This is a genomic window from Bradyrhizobium sp. 179, from assembly GCF_023073535.1.
GTDB lineage: Bacteria > Pseudomonadota > Alphaproteobacteria > Rhizobiales > Xanthobacteraceae > Bradyrhizobium.
The window spans coordinates 95225-116725 of record NZ_JADPJR010000160.1 but is presented as its reverse complement, the minus strand read 5'-3'; the positions used below and the strand labels follow the sequence as shown (position 1 = coordinate 116725).

Below are 21501 nucleotides of genomic sequence, written 5' to 3'. Positions count from 1 at the left end.
AGCCTCCGCTCATTGGCTTCGGCGGGCTTTTACGCCGCCGGGCCGGCGAAGCCTTGCGGAGACGGCAAGCCCGCGCATGACAGATGAATTCGGGGCGCCTGCCTCCTATATCGTCTCCATGCGCCCGCAAGACATCCTGCTGCCAGTTGCTGCCGGCCTGTGCTGCAAGCCCGGCGGCTTCCATATCGACCCCGTGCGCCCGGTTGAGCGGGCGGTGATCACCCACGGCCATTCCGATCATGCCCGCGCCGGCCATGGCGCGGTGCTGGCGACGCAGGAAACGCTCGACATGATGCGGCTGCGCTATGGCGATCAATTTGCAGGCTCGACGCAAGCGATCCGCTATGGCGAGGAGATCCGGCTCGGCGACGTCACCGTCAAATTTCACCCGGCCGGACACGTCTTGGGCTCGGCGCAGATCGCGGTGACCTGCAAAGACACCTGCATCGTCGCCTCCGGCGATTACAAGGACGCACCCGATCCGACCTGCCCGCCGTTCGAGCTCGTGCCCTGCGACGTTTTCATTACTGAGGCGACCTTCGGGCTGCCGGTATTCCGTCATGGCGACGCCGCCGACGAGGTGAAGAAGCTGCTCGCCTCCGTCGCACTGTTTCCGGAGCGCGCGCATCTCGTCGGCGCCTATTCGCTCGGCAAGGCCCAGCGCGTGATCGCGCTCTTGCGCCAAGCCGGCTACGACGCGCCGATCTACCTACATGGCGCGATGGAGACGATCACGCATTACTATCAGAGCCGCGGCATCGAACTCGGCGAGCTCAGGCCCGCGAAAGGCGTGAAGAAAGCGGCGCTCGCCGGCACCATCACGCTGGCACCGCCGTCGGCAACGTCCGATCTCTGGACACGGCGCTTCCCCGATCCCCTCACCGCCTTCGCCTCCGGGTGGATGCGCGTGCGCGCCCGAGCGCGGCAGCGCGGCGTCGAGCTGCCGCTGGTGATCTCCGACCATGCCGACTGGGATGGCCTCACCTCCACGATCGGTGCGACAGGTGCCGGCGAGATCTGGGTCACCCACGGCCAGGAAGACGCGCTGGTGCATTGGTGCCAAAGCAAGGGCCTGAAGGCGCGGCCGCTTGATCTCGTCGGCTATGGCGACGAGGAGGAGAGCGAGACGCCAATTGAAGGCGAGGCGGAGGCATGAACCGCTTCGCCGAGCTTCTGGACCGTCTCGCCTACGAGCCCGGCCGCAACAACAAGCTGCGGCTGATCACCGGCTATTTTCGCGAGGTCGGCGATCCCGACCGCGGCTACGCGCTGGCCGCGCTGACCGGCGCGCTGAGCTTCAAGCACGCCAAGCCGGCCCTGATCCGCGATTTGATTGCCTCGCGCACGGATGAGGTGCTGTTCGGGTTGAGCTACGATTACGTCGGCGATCTCTCCGAGACGGTGGCGCTGATGTGGCCGAAGGCCGCGCTCGCCGCCCACAACAACCCACCCCCGCCGAGCCTCACCGAAGTCGTCACCACACTGCGCACGCTCGGCAAGACCGAGCTGCCAAGGCAACTCGAACGCTGGCTTGACGAGCTCGATGAGACCGGCCGCTGGGCACTGCTGAAGCTCGTCACCGGTGGGCTTCGCATCGGCATCTCCGCGCGTCTTGCCAAGACCGCGGTAGCGGCGCTCGGTGACAAGGATCCGCACGAGATCGAGCTGATCTGGCCGGTGCTCGCCCCGCCGTATCTCGACCTCTTCGCGTGGCTCGAGGGGCGCGCCGAAAAGCCGGTCAATCGCGATCCGGCGCCGTTTCGGCCCGTGATGTTGGCGCATGCGATCGAGGACACGGATTTCGCCGCACTCGATCCCGCCGATTACATCGCCGAATGGAAATGGGACGGCATCCGCGTGCAGGCGGTGGCAGGGCGCGATGATCGCGGCGACATCACGGCGCGCCTCTACTCGCGCACCGGCGAGGACATTACGGGAAGTTTTCCCGACCTCGTGCCGGCGCTGCGCTTGCCCGGCGCCATCGACGGCGAGCTGCTGATCCTGCGTGAGGGCCGCGTGCAGAGTTTCAACGTCCTGCAACAGCGGCTGAACCGCAAGGTGGTCTCGCCGAAGTTGATCAAAGAATTTCCGATCCACTTGCGTGCCTACGATTTGTTGGGCGACGACGAGAACGATCTGCGCGAGCTGCCGTTCGCGGAACGGCGTGAGCGGCTGGAGAGCTTCATCGCAAAGCTTGACGATCCCCGCATCGACCTGTCGCCCACCATTCCGTTCGCAAGCTGGGAGGCGCTGACCGCTGCGCGCGCCGATCCTGCCAGCGCCGGCGCGGGCGAAGATGCGGACGCGGTCGAAGGCGTGATGCTGAAGCGGCGCGATGCGCCCTATATGCCGGGGCGGCCGAAGGGACAATGGTGGAAGTGGAAGCGCGACCCGCACATCATCGACGCCGTGCTGATGTATGCGCAGCGCGGTCATGGCAAGCGCTCGTCCTATTATTCCGACTACACGTTTGGCGTCTGGACCGCAGGCGATGGCGGCGACGAGCTGGTGCCGGTCGGGAAAGCCTATTTCGGCTTCACCGACGAGGAGCTGTTGCAGATCGACCGCTTCGTCCGCCGCAACACCACCGAAAAATTCGGCCCCGTTCGCCATGTCGTGCACGAGCCGGACAAGGGGCTGGTGCTGGAGGTCGCTTTCGAAGGGCTCCAGCGCTCGCCGCGGCACAAATCCGGCGTCGCCATGCGCTTTCCCCGCATCAGCCGCTTGCGCTGGGACAAGCCGCCGCGCGAGGCCGACCGGCTGGAAACGTTGGAAAGGATGCTGAAGGCGGAGGCGGCGGAGATCGAGGCGTGAAAGCGCGCTGAATCGAGGCTCGTTTCTCGCCGAGGCAGAGGTGCGCTCCCTCTCCCGCTTGCGGGCGCTTGCGGGAGAGGGTTGGGGAGAGGGTGTCTCCGCATTGGGATTGCCTGGGAGGATAGAGCCATCTCCCGGTGCTACGCGCCGACCTCTCCCGCAAGCGGAAGAGGTTTGCACCGCGCCCGCGGCGGGCGGCGCGCCCAAATCGTGGCCCTGGCGCTGCCCGAATTAAAATGCGGTAAGCTGATTGACGCACCGTTGCGGGTTCCCCATGTGCCCCGCGGTGACCTATAATCGGGGCGAATCCCCGTTGAGGAGTTTCTTGCGATGGCCCACGACGTCAGAGATTTGCCGGCTGGCCGCAGCGATGGCCTGAACCGCTTTCTCGGCGGCACGCCGCTGGCGGTCGCGTTTCGGCTGGTCCTGCTCTCGATCCTGGTCGGCGTCGTGCTGGCCGCGATCGGCTTCGACCCCTGGAATATCATCACCAGCATCCGCCTGTTATTCCAGCGGCTGTGGGATCTCGGCTTCGATGCCGTGAACTGGCTGTGGCGCTACTTCCTGCTGGGCGCGGTCATCGTTATTCCGATCTGGCTGCTGTCGCGCGTGTTCGGCGCGCCGCGCGGCAGGTAAGGATTTAGGGGCCCGCAGCCGATGCAACTACGCTTTGTCGGCTGCGGTGACGCCTTCGGCTCCGGTGGCAGGCTCAACACCTGCTTCCACATCTCGGGGCGCGAGACCAATTTCCTGATCGATTGCGGCGCGTCGGCTCTGCCGGCCCTGAAACGGCTGGAGATCGAGCGCAATGACATCGATCTCATTCTCATCACGCATTTCCACGGCGATCATTTCGCCGGGCTGCCATTCTTCCTGCTCGACGCCCAATTCTCGCGGCGGACGCGGCCGCTGACGATTGCGGGCCCGCAAGGCATCGAGATGCGACTGACGCAGGTGATGGAAGCGCTGTTCGAGCACTCCTCGAAGACAGAACAACGTTTCGAGCTCTCCGTCGTCGAACTCGCGCCTCGGCAAAGCCAAAGCTTCGGCGAAGTGACAGTGACGCCCTACCCGGTCGTGCACGGCCAATCCGGCGGGCCATTCCTGGCCTATCGCGTCGAGGCTGAGGGCCGCACGCTCGCCTACAGCGCCGATACCGAATGGACGGAGACGCTCATTCCGCTGGCGCATGACGCGGATCTTTTCATTGCCGAAGCCTATATGTACGAGAAGGCGGTCAAGAACCATCTCAGCCTGAAGACCTTGGAACAGCATCTGCCCGCGATCGGCGCAAAGCGCCTCGTCCTCACCCATATGAGCGACGACATGCTGTCGCGCCTGGACGACATCGAGCATCTCGCCGCCGAAGACGGCATGGTGCTCGTGTTCTGACATGCACGCGCCCGTTCACCCCAGGATCGGTTCCCGCCAGGTGTTCGCCATCGCCGGCCCTGCGATGGTCGCGAACCTCACCACGCCGCTGATCGGCGTGGTCTCGACCACGGCGATCGGACGGCTCGACGATGCGGCGCTGCTCGGCGGCGTCGCGATCGCGTCAGTGATTTTCGACTGCCTGTTCTGGCTGTTCGGCTTCCTGCGCATGAGCACGCTCGCCTTCACCGCGCAATCGCTGGGCGCGGGTGATGCGCGCGAGCCGACCGCGATCCTGGCGCGCGGTTTCATCGTTGCTGGCCTGATCGGCGCCGCGCTGATCGCACTGCAACTGCCGCTGGCCGCGGTGCTGTTCGACCTCATGGGCGGCAGCGAGGGCGTGACGCAGGCCGCGAAGACGTACTTCGAGATCCGGATCTGGTCGTCGCCGTTCGCGCTCGCCAATTACGTCATCCTCGGCTGGCTGATCGGCCAGGCCCGCGCCAATTCGGCTCTGTTGCTTCAGGTCGTCATCATCTCGTCAACATGGCGGCGACGATCCTGCTGGTGCTGGTCTATGACACCGGCATCGCCGGCGCCGCGAGCGCCGCGCTGTTGTCGGAAGCCGTCGGGTTCGCCCTTGGCGTGATCGTCTGCCGCTATTTTGCCGACGGCGGCTTTGCCGTCCCGTACGCTACGCTGCTCGACCGCGAGAAGCTCCTGCGCATGCTGGCGGTGAATTCAGACATCCTGATCCGCACCGCAGCGCTGATCGCCGTGTTCCTGTTCTTCACCGCCAAGGGCGCACAGGCCGGCGACGTCATGCTGGCCGCCAACTCCGTGCTCAACAACTTCCTGCTGGTCAGCGCCTTCTTCCTCGACGGTCTCGCCAACGCGGCCCAGCAGCTCTGCGGCCGTACCCTTGGCGCACGCGATGCCAAGGGATTTGCCGATTCGACCCGGCTGGTGCTGCTGTGGGGGCTCGGCTTTGCAATCGTCGTCGCGGTGCTGTTCGCGCTGTTCGGGCCGGCCCTGATCGATTTCATGACGGCGAGCGAAGACGTCCGCCGTACCGCGCGGGACTTCCTGCCGTTCGTCGTACTCGCGCCCCTACCCGGCGTCTTCGCCTTCGGGTTCGACGGCATCTATATCGGCGCGACTTGGGCGCGCGAGATGCGCAATTTGATGCTGGCCTCGCTCGCGATCTTCCTCGGCACCTGGTGGGCGCTGCAATCGTTCGGCAATGCCGGACTGTGGAGCGCCCTGATGGCCTCCTACGTCTCGCGCGGCGGCTTGCAGGCCGTGCGCTATCCGGCGCAGTTCAGGGCGACGTTTTCGAAGCCGTAGAAAGATCGTAGCCGAGATGTTCGTGTCCCGGACGCGCTGCAGCGTGATACGCTGCTGCGCAGAGCCGGGACCCTGTGGGCCCCGATCAGCAGCGCACCGCACAAGGCGGCGCGCTGCGCGGAATCCACCTTACATCCCCGGCCAATCTTCCGCCGTGAGCGTCGCCGCATCCGCGCCGACGATCTCGGAGAGCGAATCCCGCCCGGTGCGGAGCAGCGTCGAAGTCAGGTCGCGCTTGATCTCGTCGACCAGGCCGAGCCCCTTGTAGACCAGCGACGAATAGAGCTGGATCAAGCTGGCACCGGCGCGGATCTTGGTCAGCGCGGCCCCGCCCGAATCGACGCCACCAACGCCGATCAGGGGAAATGCGCCCTCGACCCGCACATAGGTCTCCGCGACCATACGGGTCGACAGGCGAAATAGCGGTCGTCCGGACAGACCGCCCTGCTCCCTGGCCCGCATCTCCTCACGCAGCGTGCTCGGTCGCGCGATGGTCGTGTTCGACACGATCATGCCGTCGACCCGGCGCGAGCGCGCCACCTGCACGACATCGTCGAGCTGAGCAAGGCTGAGATCAGGCGCGATCTTGAGCAGCACCGGCGTGTCGCCGGCCTTCTGGCGCACCCGTTCGCGCGCGTCGATCACGCGTGCGAGAAGATCGTCTAGCAGTGCGCCTTCCTGCAAATTGCGCAGACCCGGTGTGTTCGGGGAGGAGACGTTGACGGTGAAATAGCTCGCGACCGGCGCAAAGGTCTCGATCAGCTTGACGTAGTCGCCGACGCGATCGGGTGAATCCTTGTTGGCGCCGACATTGACGCCGACGATGCCGCCGTGCGCTGCGCGCGCCGCGAGCCGGCGCAAGGCGATGTCCGCGCCGTCATTGTTGAAGCCCATGCGGTTGATGACGGCCTCGTCGCGCTCCAGCCGGAACAGCCGCGGCCGCGGGTTGCCGCTTTGCGGCTTCGGCGTCACCGAGCCGATCTCGACGAAGCCGAAGCCGAGCCGCAGCAGCGCATCCGGCACCTCGGCGCTTTTGTCGAAGCCCGCGGCCATGCCGATCGGATTGGGGAAGTTGAGCCCGAAGGCGCGCACCGCGAGCTTGGGATCATCAAGGCGCGGCTTCACCGGTGGCAAGAAGCGCAGGCCCTGGATCGCGAGGCGATGCGCATCCTCCGGGTCGAGCCAGCGCAGCACCGGCAGCGAAAACGCGTCGAAAGCGCGGATCACGGGGCAAGCTCCGGAACATCGTGACCCCCGTCGGAACGGATGTTGAGGTTCATCACCGCGATCACCGCACCGAGATCGAGCTCGCCATAGAGGTGCGGAAACAGCTCGTCATTGCGCGATCGCTCCCAGCGCAATTCGCTGCCGAGCGCATCGCCGTCGACCTCGACCAGGAACAGCGCGCGCTGCCCGACATAATGCTTGCGCAGGGTCTCGGGAACCTGGGCGGCGGTCGAGAAATGGATGAAACCGTCGCGCGCATCATCGGCGCTGCCACGGTAGACACCCTGCCGTTCCGCCTCGCGCCAGGCCGAGGCCGGACAGATTTTGTAGATCTTGACCACCGCTACCGCAGTCCTGTTTGCTCTTTGAGTCTTTTGGGATTTTTCGTCTGTCGCGGGTCCTCAAAACCCGGCCGCGACCGTAAAGGCGCCCCCTTCCGAACTCAAGACCTAGAGCCTTTCCGTTCCGATGAAATCGGAACGGGGCTCTAGATTCTTGTTTTGACGCGTCTTCTTGACGCGAACCGGTACCCACTTCGCTTGAAAACGCTTCTGCCCACCACCCCTTGCGCGAAAAACGGAAAACCGGTTTGATTTGAGGACAGTTTTCCTGAGTTGCTTCGATGGTCAAACAGGCCAAAGCGCAGAGGATGCTGACTCACGACCAGATCTGGGTCGCGCTGGATCGGCTGGCGGCGCGCGCCGGGCTTTCGCCATCCGGCCTTGCCAAGCGCGCGGGGCTCGATCCCACCACCTTCAACAGGTCCAAACGCGTCACCTCCGACGGCCGCGAGCGTTGGCCCTCGACGGAATCGATCGCGAAGGCGTTGGCGGCGGCCGGCGCCTCGATCGACAGCTTTGCGAGGCTGATCGACGGGGACGCCGGCGAGCCTCACTCGGTGCCGCTGCTCAGCTTCGCACTCGCCGGTGCGAGCGGCGCATTCGACGAGTCCGGCCTTCCATCCGGCAAGGGCTGGACCGAAATCGCGCTTCCCACCCCCGAGAACGGCCACGCCTTCGCGCTGGAGATTTCCGGCGATGCGCTCCAGCCTGCCTATCGCGATGGCGACGTCATCCTGGTCTCGCCCGTCACGCCGATCCGCAAAGGCGATCGCGTGGTGGTGAAGACCAAAGCGGGCGAGGTGACGGTGGCGACGCTGAAGCGCCGCACGGCAAAGGTGCTGGACTTGCAGCCGTTCGATGCGTCACAGGCGGAGCGGACGATCGCGGTGAGCGATGTCGCCTGGATGGCGCGGATCGTCTGGGCCAGCCAGTGATTGCGCCCCGCCTGGCGTGGTGACCAGGCGATGACATCACCCACGCCGCGTTTCGCCGCGACCTTGCGACTCACCGTCCCTCTCGCAATTGCCCGTCTGCTGAACTGGGGCAAGCGCGCCGACACCATCGTCAACCACGGGCATACGATCCAGCTCAACTTCGCCAAAAGCAGCCCCTTGATGCTCGGCAACATCAAGTACAAGCAATCGGGACTACGACTTACGCACTCCGCGCCAGCGCGCCGTCGATCATGTTGACCGCGTTCTGGATGCCGTAGACCGCGACGAAGGAGCCGAAGCGCGGGCCCTTCTCCTGACCGAGCAGCACCTGGTAGAGCATGTTGAACCAATCGAGCGTGACGCCGGGACGGCCATCTTTGCCCTTCTTGACCTGATCGAGGAACGGCTCGCGGCGGCCGACCTCGTAGACGACGTTCTGGATGTCCTCGGCCGAGGCGTCCTGCGGCAGTTGCGACAGCGCATCGCGCAGGTCCTGTAGCGCGGCGCGCTCGCTATCAGTCGGCACCCGAAATTGCTTCGTGGGCGCGACGAAGTCGCGGTAGTAGTTGATGGCATAGCCGACCATGGCATCGAGCTTCGGATGCGTCTGCGGGCTCACGCCGGGACGGTAGCGGCCAATAAAACCCCACAGCGTCTCGGCATTCTCCGCGTTCGACGACGACACCAACGTCAACAGGAGCTGGAAGGTGACGGGCATGTCGCCCTTCGGCGGATGGCCATTATGAATGTGCCAGACCGGATTGCCGAGCTGCTGCTTGGCGTCCTGTTTGGCAAAACCGTCGATGAATTGCTGGTAATCGTCGACATTGCGCGGGATGACGTCGAAATAGAGCCGCTTGGCCGCCTTCGGCTCACGGTACATGAACAGCGACAGCGATTCCGGCGAGGCGTAGCGCAGCCATTCGTCGATGGTGAGGCCGTTGCCCTTCGACTTCGAGATCTTCTGGCCCTTCTCGTCGAGGAACAGCTCGTAGTTGAAGCCTTCCGGCGGCGTGGCGCCAAGCGCCCTGGCGATCGCGCCGGACAGCTTCACGGAATCGATGAGGTCCTTGCCGGCCATCTCGTAGTCGACGCCGAGCGCGACCCAGCGCATCGCCCAATCGGCCTTCCACTGACACTTGACGTTGCCGCCGGTGACCGGCGTTTCGATTTCCTGGTTGGTGTCAGGATCGACATAGGTCACCGTGCCGGCCGCGACATCGCGCCGGATCATCGGCACCTGCAGCACCACGCCTGTCGTCTTGCTGATCGGCAGGAATGGCGAATAGGTGGCGCGGCGGTCGGGCCCGAGCGTCGGCAGGATGATCGCCATGATCTTGTCGTAGGCGGCCAGCATCTTAAGCAGCGTCGCATCGAAGCGGCCCGATGTGTAGTAATCGGTCGAGCTCGCGAACTCGTAGTCGAAACCGAAATGGTCGAGGAAGGCGCGCAGGCGCGCATTGTTGTGGTGTCCGAACGAGGGGTGCTCGTTGGAGAACGGATCCGGCACCCGCGTCAGCGGCTTGCCGAGATGCGCGGTGAGCATCTCCTTGTTGGGAACGTTGTCGGGCACCTTCCGAAACCCATCCATGTCGTCGGAGAAGGCGAGCAGGCGCGTCTTGATCTTGTCCTCGGTCAGCACGCGGAAAGCATGGCGCACCATCGAGGTGCGCGCGACCTCGCCGAACGTGCCGATATGCGGCAAGCCGGAGGGACCGTAGCCGGTCTCGAACAGCACCTCGTCCTTCGGGCTTTTCTTCAGCCGCGCGACGATCGCCTTCGCCTGCTCGAACGGCCAGGCGTTGGATTGTTCGGCGAGCGCACGCAGGTCGCTCGGGTTCGCGGCAAGATCGATAACGGACATCAGGGCCTCCGGGCCGCGGAAAATAGCGATTTCCGGGCAGAATGCAATTTTGTGAGCGAGTATCAGACCTCACCCTGAGGAGCGCGCTGTTCGCGCGCGTCTTGAAGGGCGAGGCCATCAGTGGGGCCTTCATCCGTCGAGAGGCTTGCTACGCAAGCGCTCAGGATGAGGATCTGAGCGCAGCGAAGAACCTAAAACGGGCTCACCGAAAAATACCGCAGCCACAGATCGGTGTAGCGGCCTTTTTCCCAGACGCGGAACAAGGCCCAGTTCAGGGCCTGGCGCAGCACGTCGTTGCCCTTGCGCACGGCGATGCCGATGCCCTCGCCGAAGAAGCGGCTCTCGACGAAGGGGCCACCGGAGAAAGCGCAGCAATCGCCGGAATCGGTGCCGTTGATCCAGAACGCGAGCGAGATGGCATCGCCGAAGATGAAATCGACCTCGCCCTTGCGTAAGGCGCTGCGGAGCGCATCGTCATTGGGATAGGCGTGCAGTTCGGCGTCGGTGAACATCGCCTTGAGATAAGCTTCGTGCGCGGAGCCGGCGATGACGCCGACCTTCTTGCCTTCGAGATATTCGGGCCGGATCTCCGGCATCACCGCGTCCTTGCGCGAGACGAAACGCGCCGGCACCCGGTAATAGGGATCGGTGAAATCGACGCGGGCGCGGAGCTGCGGGCTCACCGCCATCGAGGCGATGATGGCATCGCCTCGGTTAGAGGTGAGCGCGTCGACCAGCGTCTCGAAGCGGCGCATCTGCACCGTGCAGGTCACCTTGATCTCGTCGCACAATGCGCGGGCGAGGTCGACGTTGAAGCCGGCCGGATTGCCGTCGGCGCCGGTGAAGTTGAATGGCGGATAGTCGGTCTCGGTCAGGAAACGGATCACGGTCAGGCGTGAGAGGTCCGGCCGCTCCGGACGGCGGCGCGGGTCCCAAAAGCCGGGCACGGCCTGGGGGGCGGCCTGGGGCGCGGTTTGCGCCGTGGCCTGGGGCGCGGTGGGCGGCCGCTTGGCTGGTGTCTGGGCATTCGCGCCGGATAGGCCCGCGAGCAGGCACCCGCCGATAGCCAGCCGGCGCAGCAAGCCACGGGCAGATTTCGACGATTTCGCCTGTTGCGATGATGTCATCGGCCGGAAATGAACTGATATCGTTGAGATCGGAGGGCCTTATAGACCATTCGGCCCGGAACGCGAGCGCGGAATGCGGACAAGGTGACGGTGCGCTCCTACCCCCAGTGCGGGGAAGGCGGAGGAGAGAGTGTTTCATCGCAGGCGGGAGGTGAGGTCGCGGTGCGATCGCGCTCTTCTCAGAGATACCGCTTCAGCTCTGCCGCCGCCTCGTCCGGCGTCCGCTTCAAATTGAACGGCGAGACGAAGCGGCCGTCGCGGTCCATCAGATAGATCAGCGCGGTGTGGTCCATGGTGTAGTCGCCGTCCTTGGTCGGGACCTTCTTGGCGTAGACACGGTAGGACGTGATCACCTTGGCGATCTCGGCGGGATCGCCGGAGAGGCCCTCGAGATGCGGATCGAAGCTCGACAGATAGTCCTTCATCGCTTCCGGCGTGTCGCGCTCGGGGTCGACCGAGATGAAGATGGCATTGACCTTGTCGGCATCCTTGCCCATCGCGCGCAGCACTTCCGAGATCTCGAACAGCGAGGTCGGGCAGACGTCGGGGCAATGGGTGTAGCCGAAGAAGATCAGGGTCGGCTTGCCCTTCATGTTCTTGTCGGTGACGGTCTTGCCGTTCTGATCGGTGAGCTGGAACGGGCCGCCGATCGCGGCCGGCTGCGCCACCTTGCTCATCCCGCCCATGGCCCAGAACATGATCAGGAGCCCGACGATGAGGCTTGCGGCGAAGGCAGTTGCGATCACCAGCGGACGGGCGATGGAGCTCATTGGCGGAACACTTCCTGTCGAGATCAGAAGCAGGCGGCGAAACCGGTCCTGATCATTTCGAAGAACACCTGGGTGCCGTAGTGAAACCAGAGCGTGAGGGCGGCGACCACGACGAGCGCGCCGAGACCCGCGCCCACCCACAGCAGCACGGACGGCATCCGGCCGGCATTGGGCGAATTGTCCGATACTGGATGGGCCGGGTGCAGTGGTTGAACCATGGTCATGATCGGGGCGAAGGGTTCCCTGCCTTTCAAATAGGCGCTGACGCGCGACCCGGCAAGCGCAGGGGTGGGGCAGAGATCACGATAAGCGTGTAGCAGCGCGAGCTTGCCGCAGGGTCGCCACTCCCGCAAGCCAAGCGGGAGAGCACCTCAATCGTGGTGCAAGTTTGCCAAAACCGGAGAGGTTGGGCCTACCTTGACGACGGCTTATTGGTCGAGGCCTGCGCGTCCAGGTAGCAGGGCTTGTACATGGCCTGGAGCTGTTTGCCCCTCAGGAAGAGCATGTGCGGGGTGAGGCCGCCGCGCTGGGCGATCCAGCGCTTCACCTGCGAGGGATACATCGCATAGAGCATCTGGGTAGCTTCTGGATTGGTGATGGCGCGGCCGTTCCTGCCGAAATCCCACGCCGCATGGAAGCCGAGCGTTGCGTGCGAGGTCACGCAGATCCGGTCGCGTGGGATGGCGCCGAGCACGATGGTGCAGGCGGACGCGCAGAGGCCGTCGATAATGACGGTTTCGCCTGATTGCCGCAGGCCCTGGTATTTGTCGACGTAGGTTCCGATCCTGCCGCCGCGGTCATCCGCAATTCGAACCACCGCGTGAGAAGCCCCCATGCCGGCGATCAGCAGAATCGCCGCAAGCAACCCCGTCAGAACCTTCATTGTCCCCCGCCCCAGTCGTATTCGAATCTGCGTGTCAGGTGGTGATGCGCGGCTAGCGTCGGTCGAGTCTGCGGTTTTGTCTAGGCACGCCGGCTTGCTCAAAACAAATTCAAATCCAGTGTTGCGTCCGCGCTGCACTCGGCTGGTCTCTATCCCAAAGTGGAACAAGTTAATGATGTCTTACCGGCCACACCCTTGATCTCAGTTGCAACCGCTGGCTTCAATCCGGACAACTACAGGGGGGAACCCGAGGAGGGGGAGACACATGACTGAAGAGACGGACGTCATCGTCGTCGGAGCCGGACTATCCGGACTGGTGGCCGCAACGGAGATTGCGGACGCGGGCAAGCGCGTCATCGTGGTCGACCAGGAGGGCGAGCAGTCGCTCGGCGGCCAGGCGTTCTGGTCGTTCGGCGGGTTGTTCCTGGTCGATTCGCCGGAGCAGCGCCGACTTGGCATCAAGGATTCCTACGAGCTCGCGCTCCAGGACTGGATCGGCGCCGCCGGCTTCGACCGCGACGAGGACTTCTGGCCACGGCAATGGGCCGAGGCTTACGTGGGGTTCGCGGCCGGCGAGAAGCGCGGCTGGCTGCGGGCGATGGGCCATCGCATCTTCCCCGTGGTGGGCTGGGCCGAGCGCGGCGGCTACGATGCAATGGGCCATGGCAATTCGGTGCCGCGCTTCCACGTTACCTGGGGCACCGGCCCCGGCATCGTCGAACCATTCGAGCGCCGCGCGCGCGAAGCCGCCCAAAGCGCCCGGCTGAGCTTCCGATTCCGCCATCGCGTCGATGCGCTCTCCATCACCAACGGCACGGTGGATGGCGTCAGCGGCGCCGTTCTCGCCCCCGATACGATCGAGCGGGGCAAGAGCTCGTCACGCAACGCCGTCGGCGAGTTCTCGCTGAAGGCGCAAGCGGTGATCGTCGCCTCCGGCGGCATCGGCGGCAATCATGAGCTGGTGCGGCAGAACTGGCCGAAGCGGCTCGGCGAGCCGCCGAAATTCATGATCTCGGGCGTGCCCGAGCATGTCGACGGCCGCATGATCGGCATCACGGAGAAGGCTGGCGCGCGGCTGATCAATCGCGACCGCATGTGGCATTACGTCGAGGGCATCCAGAACTGGTCACCCATCTGGCCGCGCCACGGCATCCGCATCCTGCCCGGCCCGTCCTCGATGTGGTTCGACGCCACGGGCACGCGGCTGCCGGCGCCACTATTCCCGGGCTCCGACACGCTCGGCCAGCTCAAATACATCATGTCGACGGGCTACGATTATTCCTGGTTCATCCTGACGCAGAGCATCATCAAGAAGGAATTTGCGCTGTCGGGCTCGGAGCAGAACCCCGACCTCACCGGCAAGAGCTGGCGCATGACCTTGCGCCGCGCCACCAACAAAGGCGCGCCGGGGCCGGTGGAGGCGTTCAAAAGCCACGGTGTCGACTTCATCGTGCGCGACAAGCTCGATGAGCTCGTTGCGGCCATGAACAAGCTTGCCGGCAGCGATCTCGTCAGGCTCGAGCACATCAGGATGCAAATCGAAGCGCGCGACCGAGAGATCGCCAACCCTTACGTCAAGGACGCGCAGGTGATGAACATCCACAATGCGCGCCGCTATATCGGCGACAAGCTGATCCGCACCGCCTCCCCGCACAGAATCCTGGATCCCGCGCATGGACCGCTGATCGCGGTGAAGCTCAACATCCTCACCCGCAAGACGCTGGGCGGCTTCGAGACCGATCTCGAGTCGCGCGTGTTCGGTGAGGACGGCAGCGTCATTCCCGGCCTTTATGCGGTCGGCGAAGCCGCCGGCTTCGGCGGCGGCGGCGTGCACGGCTACCGCTCGCTGGAAGGCACCTTCCTCGGCGGCTGCCTGTTCTCCGGGCGCAATGCCGGCCGCTCCGCGGCGAAGGCGGTGGGCTAGATCATGCGGCGGTGGATGCATATCGGGGCGTTCCTGGTGGCACTCACCGCCGTCACGGCGGCGTCTGCCGATACGGTCGACGTCAACGGCGTGAAGCGCTCCTACACCGCGCTGCTGCCGGCGAAAAAGCCTGCCCCGCTAGTTGTCGTGTTGCATGGCAAGACCCAGCGCGGTGCCGACATGGTCGCGCGGACGGCGTGGCCGCAGCTTGCCAGGCGCGAGGGCCTCGCCGTTGTCTTTCCGGACGGACTCAACCACGCCTGGGCCGATGCGAGGACCAAGGCGGGACCCGCGCTCCGCGGCCCGCCCGAGGGCACCGATGACGTCGCGTTTATCGCAAAGCTCGTCGAGAAGCTGGTGGCCGACGGCACCGCCGATGCAAAGCGTGTCTACGTGACGGGCATCTCCAACGGCGGCGCCATGGCGATGACGCTGGCTTGCGCCCGCGCCGATCTGTTCGCGGCAGCTGCGAGCGTGATCATGAATCTCACCGATGAGGCTGCTATCACGTGCCATCCGTCACGGCCGCTGCCGATCCTGATCATGAACGGCACGGCCGACCCGCTGGTGCCCTATGAAGGTGGACGCGGATCGGGCTATTATGCCGCAGACGGGTTCTGGTCGACCGACGAGACGCTGGCGTTCTGGCGCAAGCTCAATGGCTGCGACGCGGATGAGTTGACCGAAGCCGACCTGCCCGACAGAAGTCCCACCGACCAATCCACCGTGACGCAGATTTCCTCACGTTGTCCGGCCGGACACGACGTCGTGCTCTATCGCGTCAATCGAGGCGGCCATCGCATGCCCGGATTTGCCCCTGACGCGCGTTTCCCGAAAGTCGCGACCGGCCTGCTCGGGCCACAGAACAGTGACATCGACGGCGCCGAGACGATCTGGGCTTTCTTCAGCCAGTTTCGCTGAGCGGCGCATCGCCGCAGGCAACGCATGCGTGCCTGGGCAACGCATGCGGGTCTGGCAACGCATGCGTGCCCGGGCTGGCACAGCGCGAATCGCTGGGCTAGACAGGGCCGCCCTTCCACCAGGAGATCCCAGATGAGCATTCAGCGTTTTGAAACCGGCCCGCGCATGAGCCAGGTTGTCGTGCACGGCAACACCGTCTATCTCGCCGGCGTCGTCGCCAACAAGGCTGCCGGCGAAAGCGTGACGAAGCAGACCCAGGACATCCTGGCGACCATCGACGGCCACCTCGCCAAGGCCGGCACCGACAAATCGAAGCTGCTCTCGGCCACGATCTACATCACCGACATGAAAACGTTCGGCGAGATGAACGCGGTGTGGGACGCCTGGGTCTCGCCTGGCAACACGCCGGCCCGCGCCACCGTCGAAGCCAAGCTGGCGGCGCCGCAATACACCGTAGAGATCATGGTGACCGCGGCGAAGTGACGGCTGCATGAGATTATGCGTGCGCCGATGACCTCCGAGGTAATCGATCGGCGCGCGCATTCCTTCGATAGTTACGGTCAGCCAACACGGCATTGTCGAAGGAGAACATCATGACCGATCCCAACACCATCGCCCGCCGCTACATCGAACTCTGGAACGAACGCGCCGCCGGCCGCCGGCGCGAACTGCTCAGCCAAGACTGGACAGCGGATGCGAGCTATGTCGATCCCCTGATGAAGGGCGACGGCCAGGACGGGATCGACGCGCTGATCGCAGGCGTGCAGCAGCGCTTTCCCGATTTCACCTTCAAGCTGATCGGCGAGCCCAACGGCTACGGCGACCATGTGCGCTTCGCGTGGGGACTTGGTCCTGACGGCGTCGACAGCCCGATCAAGGGAACGGATTTTGCCGTCCTAAAGGACGGCCGGATTAGGAGCGTGACGGGATTTCTGGATCAGGTGCCAGCCGGCGCGTGAAGGGCGGGCACGCTGCCTTCTTCCTTCTCCCCTTGTGGGAGAAGGTGGCGCGAAGCGCCGGATGAGGGGTTCCTTCCGCGATCCTTGCTGCTTGAGGGTCGTGCGCGGAGAGATACCCCTCGCCCGTCTCGCCGCTTCGCGGCGAGCCACCCTCTCCCACAAGGGGGCCCACAAGGGGAGAGGGAAAGAGCGCAACCCTCGACTGAACAGTCAAGCCAACCGATACGCAGCCTTCGCATTCACACCGAGCGCCTTCTCGCGCACGTGTGCGCCCAACCTCATCAGGCACGCCTCCAGCGCACCCTTGATCTCGCCGTAGCTCCCCGCAAGCAGACACACCGGCCAGTCCGAGCCGAAGATCACCCGATCCTCGCCAAAGCATGTCGCGGCATGCTGAACGAACGGAAACAGACGCTCCGCATTCCAATCGCTCCAGACTGCTTCCGTCGCCAAGCCCGAAATCTTGCACCAGACATTGCCGCAAGCGGCCAGCGCCGCGATGCCATCGGCCCATTCGTCGCTTGCGCCATCAGCGATCGGCGGCTTGGCGGCGTGGTCGAGCACGAAGCGTGCTTGTGGGAAGGCCTGCGCAGTCGCGATAGCAGCCGGCAACTCGCGGGTGCGGACGAGGAAGTCGTAGGTGAGATCGCGGGCGAACACCGCGGTAAGGCCGCGCTGGACGTCTTCGCGGAGTAACCAATCCGGATCGGCTTCATCGTGGACCTGGTGACGAATGCCCACCAGCTTGTCGCCACCCGGCGCAGCGCGCAGTCGATCGAGCGTTTCGTCAAGCGCGCCGTCGGTCAGATCAGCCCAGCCAACGACACCGATGACAAAGGGCGTCGCATGCGCGATGCGCAGGAACTCCTCGGTCTCCTCGAGCGCGGAGCGGCACTGCACCAGGATGCTCGCATCGATGCCGTTTGCCTTCAGCAGCGGCGCAAGATCGCCAGGGCCGAAGGCGCGGCGGATCGGTGTGAGCTCGTCCGCGTCCATCCAGGGATAGTCGGCACGCGCCGGATCCCAGAAATGCTGGTGACCGTCGATGATCATGGCTCACGCTCCGCCCGGCAGCGGCGCCCGCGCATCGACGAGGTTTCGCGCGCGCAGCTCCTGCCAGAAGGCCTGCGGCACCGCAGCCTCCGACATCGCGATGTTCTCGGCCGCCTCCGCGGCATTGCGCGCGCCCATCACCGTGACGGTCACGGCCGGGTGGGCCATGCAGAACTGCAGCGCCGCGGCCTTTAGCTCGGTGCCGTGCTTGCGACAGAGCGCGTCGAGCTCCAGCGCACGCGCGACAAGCGCCGCGTCAGCATCCTGATAATTGAACTTCGCGCTCGTGTGCGGATTGGCCAAGATGCCGCTGTTGTAGACGCCGCCGAGCAGGATGCCGATGTTCCTGGCCTGGCAGGCCGGAAACAGCGCATCCAGCGCGCCCTGGTCGAGCAGCGTGTAGCGGCCGGCGAGCAGGAAGCAGTCGACCGGCACGGCGTCGGCGAAGCGGACCAGCATTTCCGACTGGTTCATGCCTGCGCCGATCGCCTTGACCGTGCCGTCCTCGCGCAGACGCTGCAGCGCGCGGAAGGCACCGCTGACGGCATCGTCATAGTGGTCGTCGGGATCATGCACGAGCAGGACGTCGATGCGATCGAGCCAGAGCCTGGCGAGGCTTTCCTCCAGCGAACGCATCACGCCGTCATAGCTGAAATCGAACACCGGCCGCTCACGCGGCGTGCCCTTGTAGTGCTCGTCCTCGGCGGCGGCGCCCTCGGGCGCGCGCAAAAGACGCCCGACCTTGGTCGAGATCGCATAGGACTCACGCGGCTGCTGCCGCAGGAACGCGCCGAGCCGCCGCTCGGCCAGGCCAAAGCCGTAAAGCGGCGCGGTATCGAAGAAGCGGATCCCGAGCGACCAGGCACGCGCGACCGTCGCTTGCGCATCGGCATCGCTGACGGGTGCGAACAATCCGCCGAGCGGGGCGGAGCCGAGGCCGATCGAGGTGACGTCGAGAGAGCCGAGGCGCGACCGTTTCATTCCATTGCCTTCCAAGAGTCGTCTTTCCAGCGGCCCAAATCATCTCCCCCGCTCGCGGAAACCGCAAGCGGGGGAGGCGCGCAGGAGCGCGGGGCTGGCGGCGCGCTCCTACTTCAACATCTGTGCCACGTTGTCCTTGGTCACGAGATCGAGACCGGTGTAGACGATCTCCGGCACCTTCTCGCCCTTCTTGATGGCGAGCAGCGTGTCCATCGCCTTCTCGCCCATCTCGAACGGGCGCTGGCCGACCAGCGCATTGGCATAGCCGTCGCGCAGGAGCTCAAGCTGCATCTTGAGCGTATCGGCGACCACCAGCGTGAACTTGCCGGAGTCGATGTCCTTCTTGTTCCTGGAGGCGAACGCCTTGAAGCCTTCAGGCGCGAACATCGGCCAGCCGCCGATGGGAACGATGGCGGCGAGATCGGGCGTTGCGGTGCGCATGTCCGTCATCTGCTGGACCGCGAGCGCGGGATCGTCGTTGCAGAAGGTCGGCGAGCCCGCAACTTCGGTCCATTTCGAGCCCTTCAGAGCCTCGCGCACGCCGTCGACGCGCTCGGCGAGGTTCTTGGCGCCGGGACCACCCGAAACCATCGCATATTTGCCGCCCTCGGGCCGCATTTTCAGCAACTGCTTGCCGAGCGCGACACCGAACTCCTTGTTGTTGGTGCCGATATAGGCAATGCGCTTGGAGCCCGGTGCATCGGCATCGAAGGTGATGACGGGGATGCCGGCCGCGGTCGCCGCCTCGATCGACTTGGTCATTGCCGCGACGTCGGCGACCGAGATGGCGAGACCGTCGACCTTCTGCGTGATGAAGTCCTGGATGATCTGGGCCTGCGTCGCTGGCTCATGCTCGACCGGACCCTTGTAGATGCACTCGATGTTGCCGAGCTCCTTGGCGCGCTTCAGGCAACCGTCGCGCGCGAAGTCGAAGAACGGATTGTTCATCGCTTTGGGCACGATGACGAAGCGGTAATTCGCAGCGAACGCCGGCGTCGCCATCATGGCAACGGTGATGCCGGCAAGAAGAAGTTTCCTCATTGTCTCCTCCACCCTTCTCTTGCGCCCATCCTTTCGAGATTCGTCCGGGAAGCGGACAGGCGGCATTTTCGTTGCCTCCCCGGAACGACGTCACGTCAGATCATCCGCGAGCGGATGCGATCGACCAGCACGGCCAGGATGATGATCACGCCCACCAGCGTCTGCTGCCAGTAGGAGCTGACTTGCGCCAGCACGAGGCCGTTGCGGATCACCTCCAGCAGCACGCAGCCGACGATGGCCCCCAACGGACCGCCGATGCCGCCGGCGAGATTGGCGCCACCGATCACGGCCGCCGCAATCACGTTGAGCTCGTAGGACGTCGCCATGTTGGCCGGCGCCGATCCAAGCCAGCCGGAGATGATGATGCCCTGGAGCCCCGCGGCGAGCGCGCAGATCACGTAGACCTCGATCTTCACCCGCACCACCGGAATGCCGGTGAGCTCGGCCGCCTTCTCGTTGCCACCGAGCGCGAAGACGTGGCGGCCGAACGAGGTATGGTGCAGCACCACGGCCATCGCCAGCGCGAGGATCACCAGATAGATGAAAGGCACGGGCACGCCAAGCACGTCGCCGGAGGTGAGCGCATAGAAATAATCTGCATCCGGTCCGCCCGGAAAACTGCCACGGCCGTTGGAGACGACGTAGCCGAGCCCGCGTACGATCGAGAGCATGCCGAGCGTGGTCACGAACGGCGACAGGCCGAGCACGGCGATGCAGAAGCCGTTGACGAGCCCGGCGACCAGCGCGACGCCGAGGCCGGCGAGGATCGAGACCAGCAGGATCAGCCCCGGCACGTTGGCGAGCACGGTCTTGCCGTCGGCCGCCATGTGCACGAACAGCGCGCCTGCCGGCGAGCCGGGCGCCGACAATTCGGTCATCACCATCGAGGTGATCATGGCGGAGAAGCACATCATCGAGCCGACCGAGAGGTCGATGCCGCCGGTGATGATCACGAAGGTCACGCCCAGCGTGGCAATGGCGATGAAGGAGAAGTTCTTCGCCACGTTCTGCATGTTGCCTTCGGTGAAGAAGTACGGGCTGGCGAAATGCATGATCACCAGCAACACCGCCAGAGCGAGCAGCACATAGCCGGTCTGTGACGCGAAGATGCCGCGCTGCCACCATCTGATCCGGCCGACATTGGTGAAGCTGATCGGAGATTCCATAGGCATGGCCATCACGCCGCCTCCTTCGCGCCGGTGATCAGGGCGGTGACCTCCTCGGGTGAGGTCTGGTGGATCGGCTTGTCGGCGCGCTTTTCGCCGCGGCGCATGACGACCACGCGGTCGCACACCGCGAACACGTCGGGCATGCGGTGCGAAATCAGCATCACGGCGACACCCTGCTCCTTCAGCCGGTGGATCAGGCCGAGCACCTGCTCGACCTGGCGGACCGAAATCGCGGCCGTCGGCTCATCCATCATCACCAGCCGCGCATTGGAGAGCCGCGTCCGCGCGATCGCGACCGCCTGGCGCTGGCCGCCCGACATCTGCTTGACGAGATCATCGGGGCGGGTCTCCGAACGCAATTCACCGAACAGCTCCAGCGCACGCGCCGCCATCGCCTTGTGGTCGAGCAATGCAATGGGTCCGAATTTGCGCTTCAGCTCGCGGCCGAGGAAGACGTTGGCGGCGGCGGTCAGATTGTCTGATAGCGCGAGGTCCTGGTAGACGACCTCAATGCCGACGGCGCGGGCATCGACCGGCCGGTTGAAATGGACCGCACTGCCGGCAAAGCGGATCTCGCCATGGCTGGGGCGGAAATTGCCGGCGATGATCTTGACCAGCGTCGACTTACCGGCGCCGTTGTCGCCCATCAGGCCGACGACCTCGCCCGGGAACACCTGCATGTCGACGTCATGCAGTGCCCGGATCGCGCCGAACTCCTTGCCGATGCCAGTCAGCTCGAGCACCGGCGTTGCTTCAGCGCTTGTCATCAGCGGC

The 21501-nt window shown here is 65.0% G+C and carries 21 protein-coding genes and 1 pseudogene; 10 read left to right on the top strand and 12 right to left on the bottom strand.

Features of this window, described 5'->3' with window-relative positions:
• Window positions 1-118 precede the first annotated feature (118 nt).
• The 5 genes and pseudogenes from IVB12_RS37080 to IVB12_RS37060 all read left to right on the top strand — a co-directional run bounded on the left by IVB12_RS37080 (window position 119) and on the right by IVB12_RS37060 (window position 5532).
• Window positions 119-1156 (top strand): ligase-associated DNA damage response exonuclease, encoded by a 1038-nt coding sequence (locus IVB12_RS37080; RefSeq protein WP_247308157.1) that lies wholly within the window; start codon window positions 119-121, stop codon window positions 1154-1156.
• Window positions 1153-2814, top strand: coding sequence for a cisplatin damage response ATP-dependent DNA ligase (locus IVB12_RS37075; protein WP_247307831.1), 1662 nt, complete (start codon window positions 1153-1155; stop codon window positions 2812-2814). The genes IVB12_RS37080 and IVB12_RS37075 overlap by 4 nt, the downstream gene beginning before the upstream one ends.
• A 330-nt stretch (window positions 2815-3144) precedes the next feature.
• A complete protein-coding gene (locus IVB12_RS37070) occupies window positions 3145-3450 on the top strand; it encodes a DUF6460 domain-containing protein (RefSeq protein ID WP_247307829.1) in 306 nt (101 codons plus the stop codon).
• A 21-nt stretch (window positions 3451-3471) separates the two neighbouring features.
• Window positions 3472-4206 carry an MBL fold metallo-hydrolase gene (locus IVB12_RS37065; protein ID WP_247307827.1) on the top strand — a complete coding sequence of 245 codons (735 nt, stop codon included), beginning with the start codon at window positions 3472-3474 and terminating at the stop codon, window positions 4204-4206.
• Window position 4207: 1 nt separating this feature from the next.
• A pseudogene (locus IVB12_RS37060) lies at window positions 4208-5532 on the top strand (MATE family efflux transporter).
• A 129-nt stretch (window positions 5533-5661) separates the two neighbouring features.
• Here the strand turns inward: IVB12_RS37060 and IVB12_RS37055 are convergent.
• Both IVB12_RS37055 and IVB12_RS37050 read right to left on the bottom strand, forming a co-directional pair.
• Window positions 5662-6759, bottom strand: a complete 1098-nt coding sequence (locus IVB12_RS37055; protein WP_247307825.1) for a quinone-dependent dihydroorotate dehydrogenase — start codon at window positions 6757-6759, stop codon at window positions 5662-5664.
• Window positions 6756-7100: a DUF952 domain-containing protein gene (locus tag IVB12_RS37050; protein WP_247307823.1), complete on the bottom strand. Its 345-nt coding sequence runs from the start codon at window positions 7098-7100 to the stop codon at window positions 6756-6758. The genes IVB12_RS37055 and IVB12_RS37050 overlap by 4 nt, the downstream gene beginning before the upstream one ends.
• A 281-nt stretch (window positions 7101-7381) precedes the next feature.
• Here IVB12_RS37050 and IVB12_RS37045 point away from each other — a divergent pair, with 281 nt between their 5' ends.
• Window positions 7382-8035: a helix-turn-helix transcriptional regulator gene (locus tag IVB12_RS37045; RefSeq protein ID WP_247307821.1), complete on the top strand. Its 654-nt coding sequence runs from the start codon at window positions 7382-7384 to the stop codon at window positions 8033-8035.
• A 220-nt stretch (window positions 8036-8255) separates the two neighbouring features.
• Here IVB12_RS37045 and IVB12_RS37040 read toward each other — a convergent pair whose 3' ends face one another.
• From IVB12_RS37040 to IVB12_RS37020, 5 genes are all read right to left on the bottom strand, one after another.
• Window positions 8256-9899 (bottom strand): lysine--tRNA ligase, encoded by a 1644-nt coding sequence (locus IVB12_RS37040; protein ID WP_247307819.1) that lies wholly within the window; start codon window positions 9897-9899, stop codon window positions 8256-8258.
• A 191-nt stretch (window positions 9900-10090) separates the two neighbouring features.
• Window positions 10091-11026 (bottom strand): transporter substrate-binding domain-containing protein, encoded by a 936-nt coding sequence (locus tag IVB12_RS37035; protein ID WP_247307817.1) that lies wholly within the window; start codon window positions 11024-11026, stop codon window positions 10091-10093.
• Window positions 11027-11205: 179 nt separating this feature from the next.
• Window positions 11206-11796, bottom strand: coding sequence for an SCO family protein (locus IVB12_RS37030; RefSeq protein ID WP_247307814.1), 591 nt, complete (start codon window positions 11794-11796; stop codon window positions 11206-11208).
• Window positions 11797-11819: 23 nt separating this feature from the next.
• A complete protein-coding gene (locus tag IVB12_RS37025; protein WP_247332360.1) occupies window positions 11820-12014 on the bottom strand; it encodes a hypothetical protein in 195 nt (64 codons plus the stop codon).
• Between the two features lie 194 nt (window positions 12015-12208).
• Window positions 12209-12679, bottom strand: a complete 471-nt coding sequence (locus IVB12_RS37020) for a hypothetical protein (RefSeq protein WP_247307809.1) — start codon at window positions 12677-12679, stop codon at window positions 12209-12211.
• A gap of 265 nt (window positions 12680-12944) precedes the next feature.
• Between IVB12_RS37020 and IVB12_RS37015 the strand changes: the two genes are divergently transcribed.
• From IVB12_RS37015 to IVB12_RS37000, 4 genes are all read left to right on the top strand, one after another.
• Window positions 12945-14603 carry an FAD-binding dehydrogenase gene (locus IVB12_RS37015; RefSeq protein WP_247307807.1) on the top strand — a complete coding sequence of 553 codons (1659 nt, stop codon included), beginning with the start codon at window positions 12945-12947 and terminating at the stop codon, window positions 14601-14603.
• A gap of 3 nt (window positions 14604-14606) precedes the next feature.
• Entirely contained in the window at window positions 14607-15524 is a 918-nt protein-coding gene (locus tag IVB12_RS37010) for a PHB depolymerase family esterase (protein WP_247307805.1), read from the top strand.
• Between the two features lie 132 nt (window positions 15525-15656).
• Window positions 15657-16007: a RidA family protein gene (locus IVB12_RS37005; protein ID WP_027575148.1), complete on the top strand. Its 351-nt coding sequence runs from the start codon at window positions 15657-15659 to the stop codon at window positions 16005-16007.
• Window positions 16008-16117: 110 nt separating this feature from the next.
• Window positions 16118-16483 (top strand): nuclear transport factor 2 family protein, encoded by a 366-nt coding sequence (locus IVB12_RS37000; RefSeq protein ID WP_247307803.1) that lies wholly within the window; start codon window positions 16118-16120, stop codon window positions 16481-16483.
• A gap of 210 nt (window positions 16484-16693) precedes the next feature.
• On the opposite strand, the gene IVB12_RS36995 is transcribed toward IVB12_RS37000, so the two are convergent.
• The 5 genes from IVB12_RS36995 to IVB12_RS36975 all read right to left on the bottom strand — a co-directional run bounded on the left by IVB12_RS36995 (window position 16694) and on the right by IVB12_RS36975 (window position 21494).
• The gene (locus tag IVB12_RS36995; protein ID WP_247307801.1) at window positions 16694-17536 is read right to left on the bottom strand and encodes an amidohydrolase family protein; all 843 of its coding nucleotides are present in this window, start codon (window positions 17534-17536) and stop codon (window positions 16694-16696) included.
• A 3-nt stretch (window positions 17537-17539) separates the two neighbouring features.
• Window positions 17540-18517, bottom strand: coding sequence for an aldo/keto reductase (locus IVB12_RS36990; RefSeq protein WP_247307800.1), 978 nt, complete (start codon window positions 18515-18517; stop codon window positions 17540-17542).
• Between the two features lie 108 nt (window positions 18518-18625).
• The gene (locus IVB12_RS36985) at window positions 18626-19558 is read right to left on the bottom strand and encodes a sugar-binding protein (protein ID WP_247307798.1); all 933 of its coding nucleotides are present in this window, start codon (window positions 19556-19558) and stop codon (window positions 18626-18628) included.
• A gap of 95 nt (window positions 19559-19653) precedes the next feature.
• Window positions 19654-20736 carry an ABC transporter permease gene (locus IVB12_RS36980; RefSeq protein WP_247307797.1) on the bottom strand — a complete coding sequence of 361 codons (1083 nt, stop codon included), beginning with the start codon at window positions 20734-20736 and terminating at the stop codon, window positions 19654-19656.
• Window positions 20736-21494 carry an ATP-binding cassette domain-containing protein gene (locus IVB12_RS36975; RefSeq protein WP_247307794.1) on the bottom strand — a complete coding sequence of 253 codons (759 nt, stop codon included), beginning with the start codon at window positions 21492-21494 and terminating at the stop codon, window positions 20736-20738. The genes IVB12_RS36980 and IVB12_RS36975 overlap by 1 nt, the downstream gene beginning before the upstream one ends.
• Window positions 21495-21501: the final 7 nt, after the last annotated feature.

Excerpts from the sequence above, each read along its gene's own strand:
- IVB12_RS37025 (WP_247332360.1), bottom strand. The coding sequence starts at position 12,014 with ATGGTTCAACCACTGCACCCGGCCCATCCAGTATCGGACAATTCGCCC.
- IVB12_RS37030 (WP_247307814.1), bottom strand. The coding sequence starts at position 11,796 with ATGAGCTCCATCGCCCGTCCGCTGGTGATCGCAACTGCCTTCGCCGCA.
- IVB12_RS37035 (WP_247307817.1), bottom strand. The coding sequence starts at position 11,026 with ATGACATCATCGCAACAGGCGAAATCGTCGAAATCTGCCCGTGGCTTG.
- IVB12_RS37075 (WP_247307831.1), top strand. The coding sequence starts at position 1,153 with ATGAACCGCTTCGCCGAGCTTCTGGACCGTCTCGCCTACGAGCCCGGC.
- IVB12_RS37000 (WP_247307803.1), top strand. The coding sequence starts at position 16,118 with ATGACCGATCCCAACACCATCGCCCGCCGCTACATCGAACTCTGGAAC.
- IVB12_RS37020 (WP_247307809.1), bottom strand. The coding sequence starts at position 12,679 with ATGAAGGTTCTGACGGGGTTGCTTGCGGCGATTCTGCTGATCGCCGGC.
- IVB12_RS36980 (WP_247307797.1), bottom strand. The coding sequence starts at position 20,736 with ATGGCCATGCCTATGGAATCTCCGATCAGCTTCACCAATGTCGGCCGG.
- IVB12_RS37070 (WP_247307829.1), top strand. The coding sequence starts at position 3,145 with ATGGCCCACGACGTCAGAGATTTGCCGGCTGGCCGCAGCGATGGCCTG.
- IVB12_RS37040 (WP_247307819.1), bottom strand. The coding sequence starts at position 9,899 with ATGTCCGTTATCGATCTTGCCGCGAACCCGAGCGACCTGCGTGCGCTC.
- IVB12_RS37080 (WP_247308157.1), top strand. The coding sequence starts at position 119 with ATGCGCCCGCAAGACATCCTGCTGCCAGTTGCTGCCGGCCTGTGCTGC.
- IVB12_RS37005 (WP_027575148.1), top strand. The coding sequence starts at position 15,657 with ATGAGCATTCAGCGTTTTGAAACCGGCCCGCGCATGAGCCAGGTTGTC.
- IVB12_RS37010 (WP_247307805.1), top strand. The coding sequence starts at position 14,607 with ATGCGGCGGTGGATGCATATCGGGGCGTTCCTGGTGGCACTCACCGCC.
- IVB12_RS37065 (WP_247307827.1), top strand. The coding sequence starts at position 3,472 with ATGCAACTACGCTTTGTCGGCTGCGGTGACGCCTTCGGCTCCGGTGGC.
- IVB12_RS37015 (WP_247307807.1), top strand. The coding sequence starts at position 12,945 with ATGACTGAAGAGACGGACGTCATCGTCGTCGGAGCCGGACTATCCGGA.
- IVB12_RS36990 (WP_247307800.1), bottom strand. The coding sequence starts at position 18,517 with ATGAAACGGTCGCGCCTCGGCTCTCTCGACGTCACCTCGATCGGCCTC.
- IVB12_RS36995 (WP_247307801.1), bottom strand. The coding sequence starts at position 17,536 with ATGATCATCGACGGTCACCAGCATTTCTGGGATCCGGCGCGTGCCGAC.
- IVB12_RS36985 (WP_247307798.1), bottom strand. The coding sequence starts at position 19,558 with ATGAGGAAACTTCTTCTTGCCGGCATCACCGTTGCCATGATGGCGACG.
- IVB12_RS36975 (WP_247307794.1), bottom strand. The coding sequence starts at position 21,494 with ATGACAAGCGCTGAAGCAACGCCGGTGCTCGAGCTGACTGGCATCGGC.
- IVB12_RS37045 (WP_247307821.1), top strand. The coding sequence starts at position 7,382 with ATGGTCAAACAGGCCAAAGCGCAGAGGATGCTGACTCACGACCAGATC.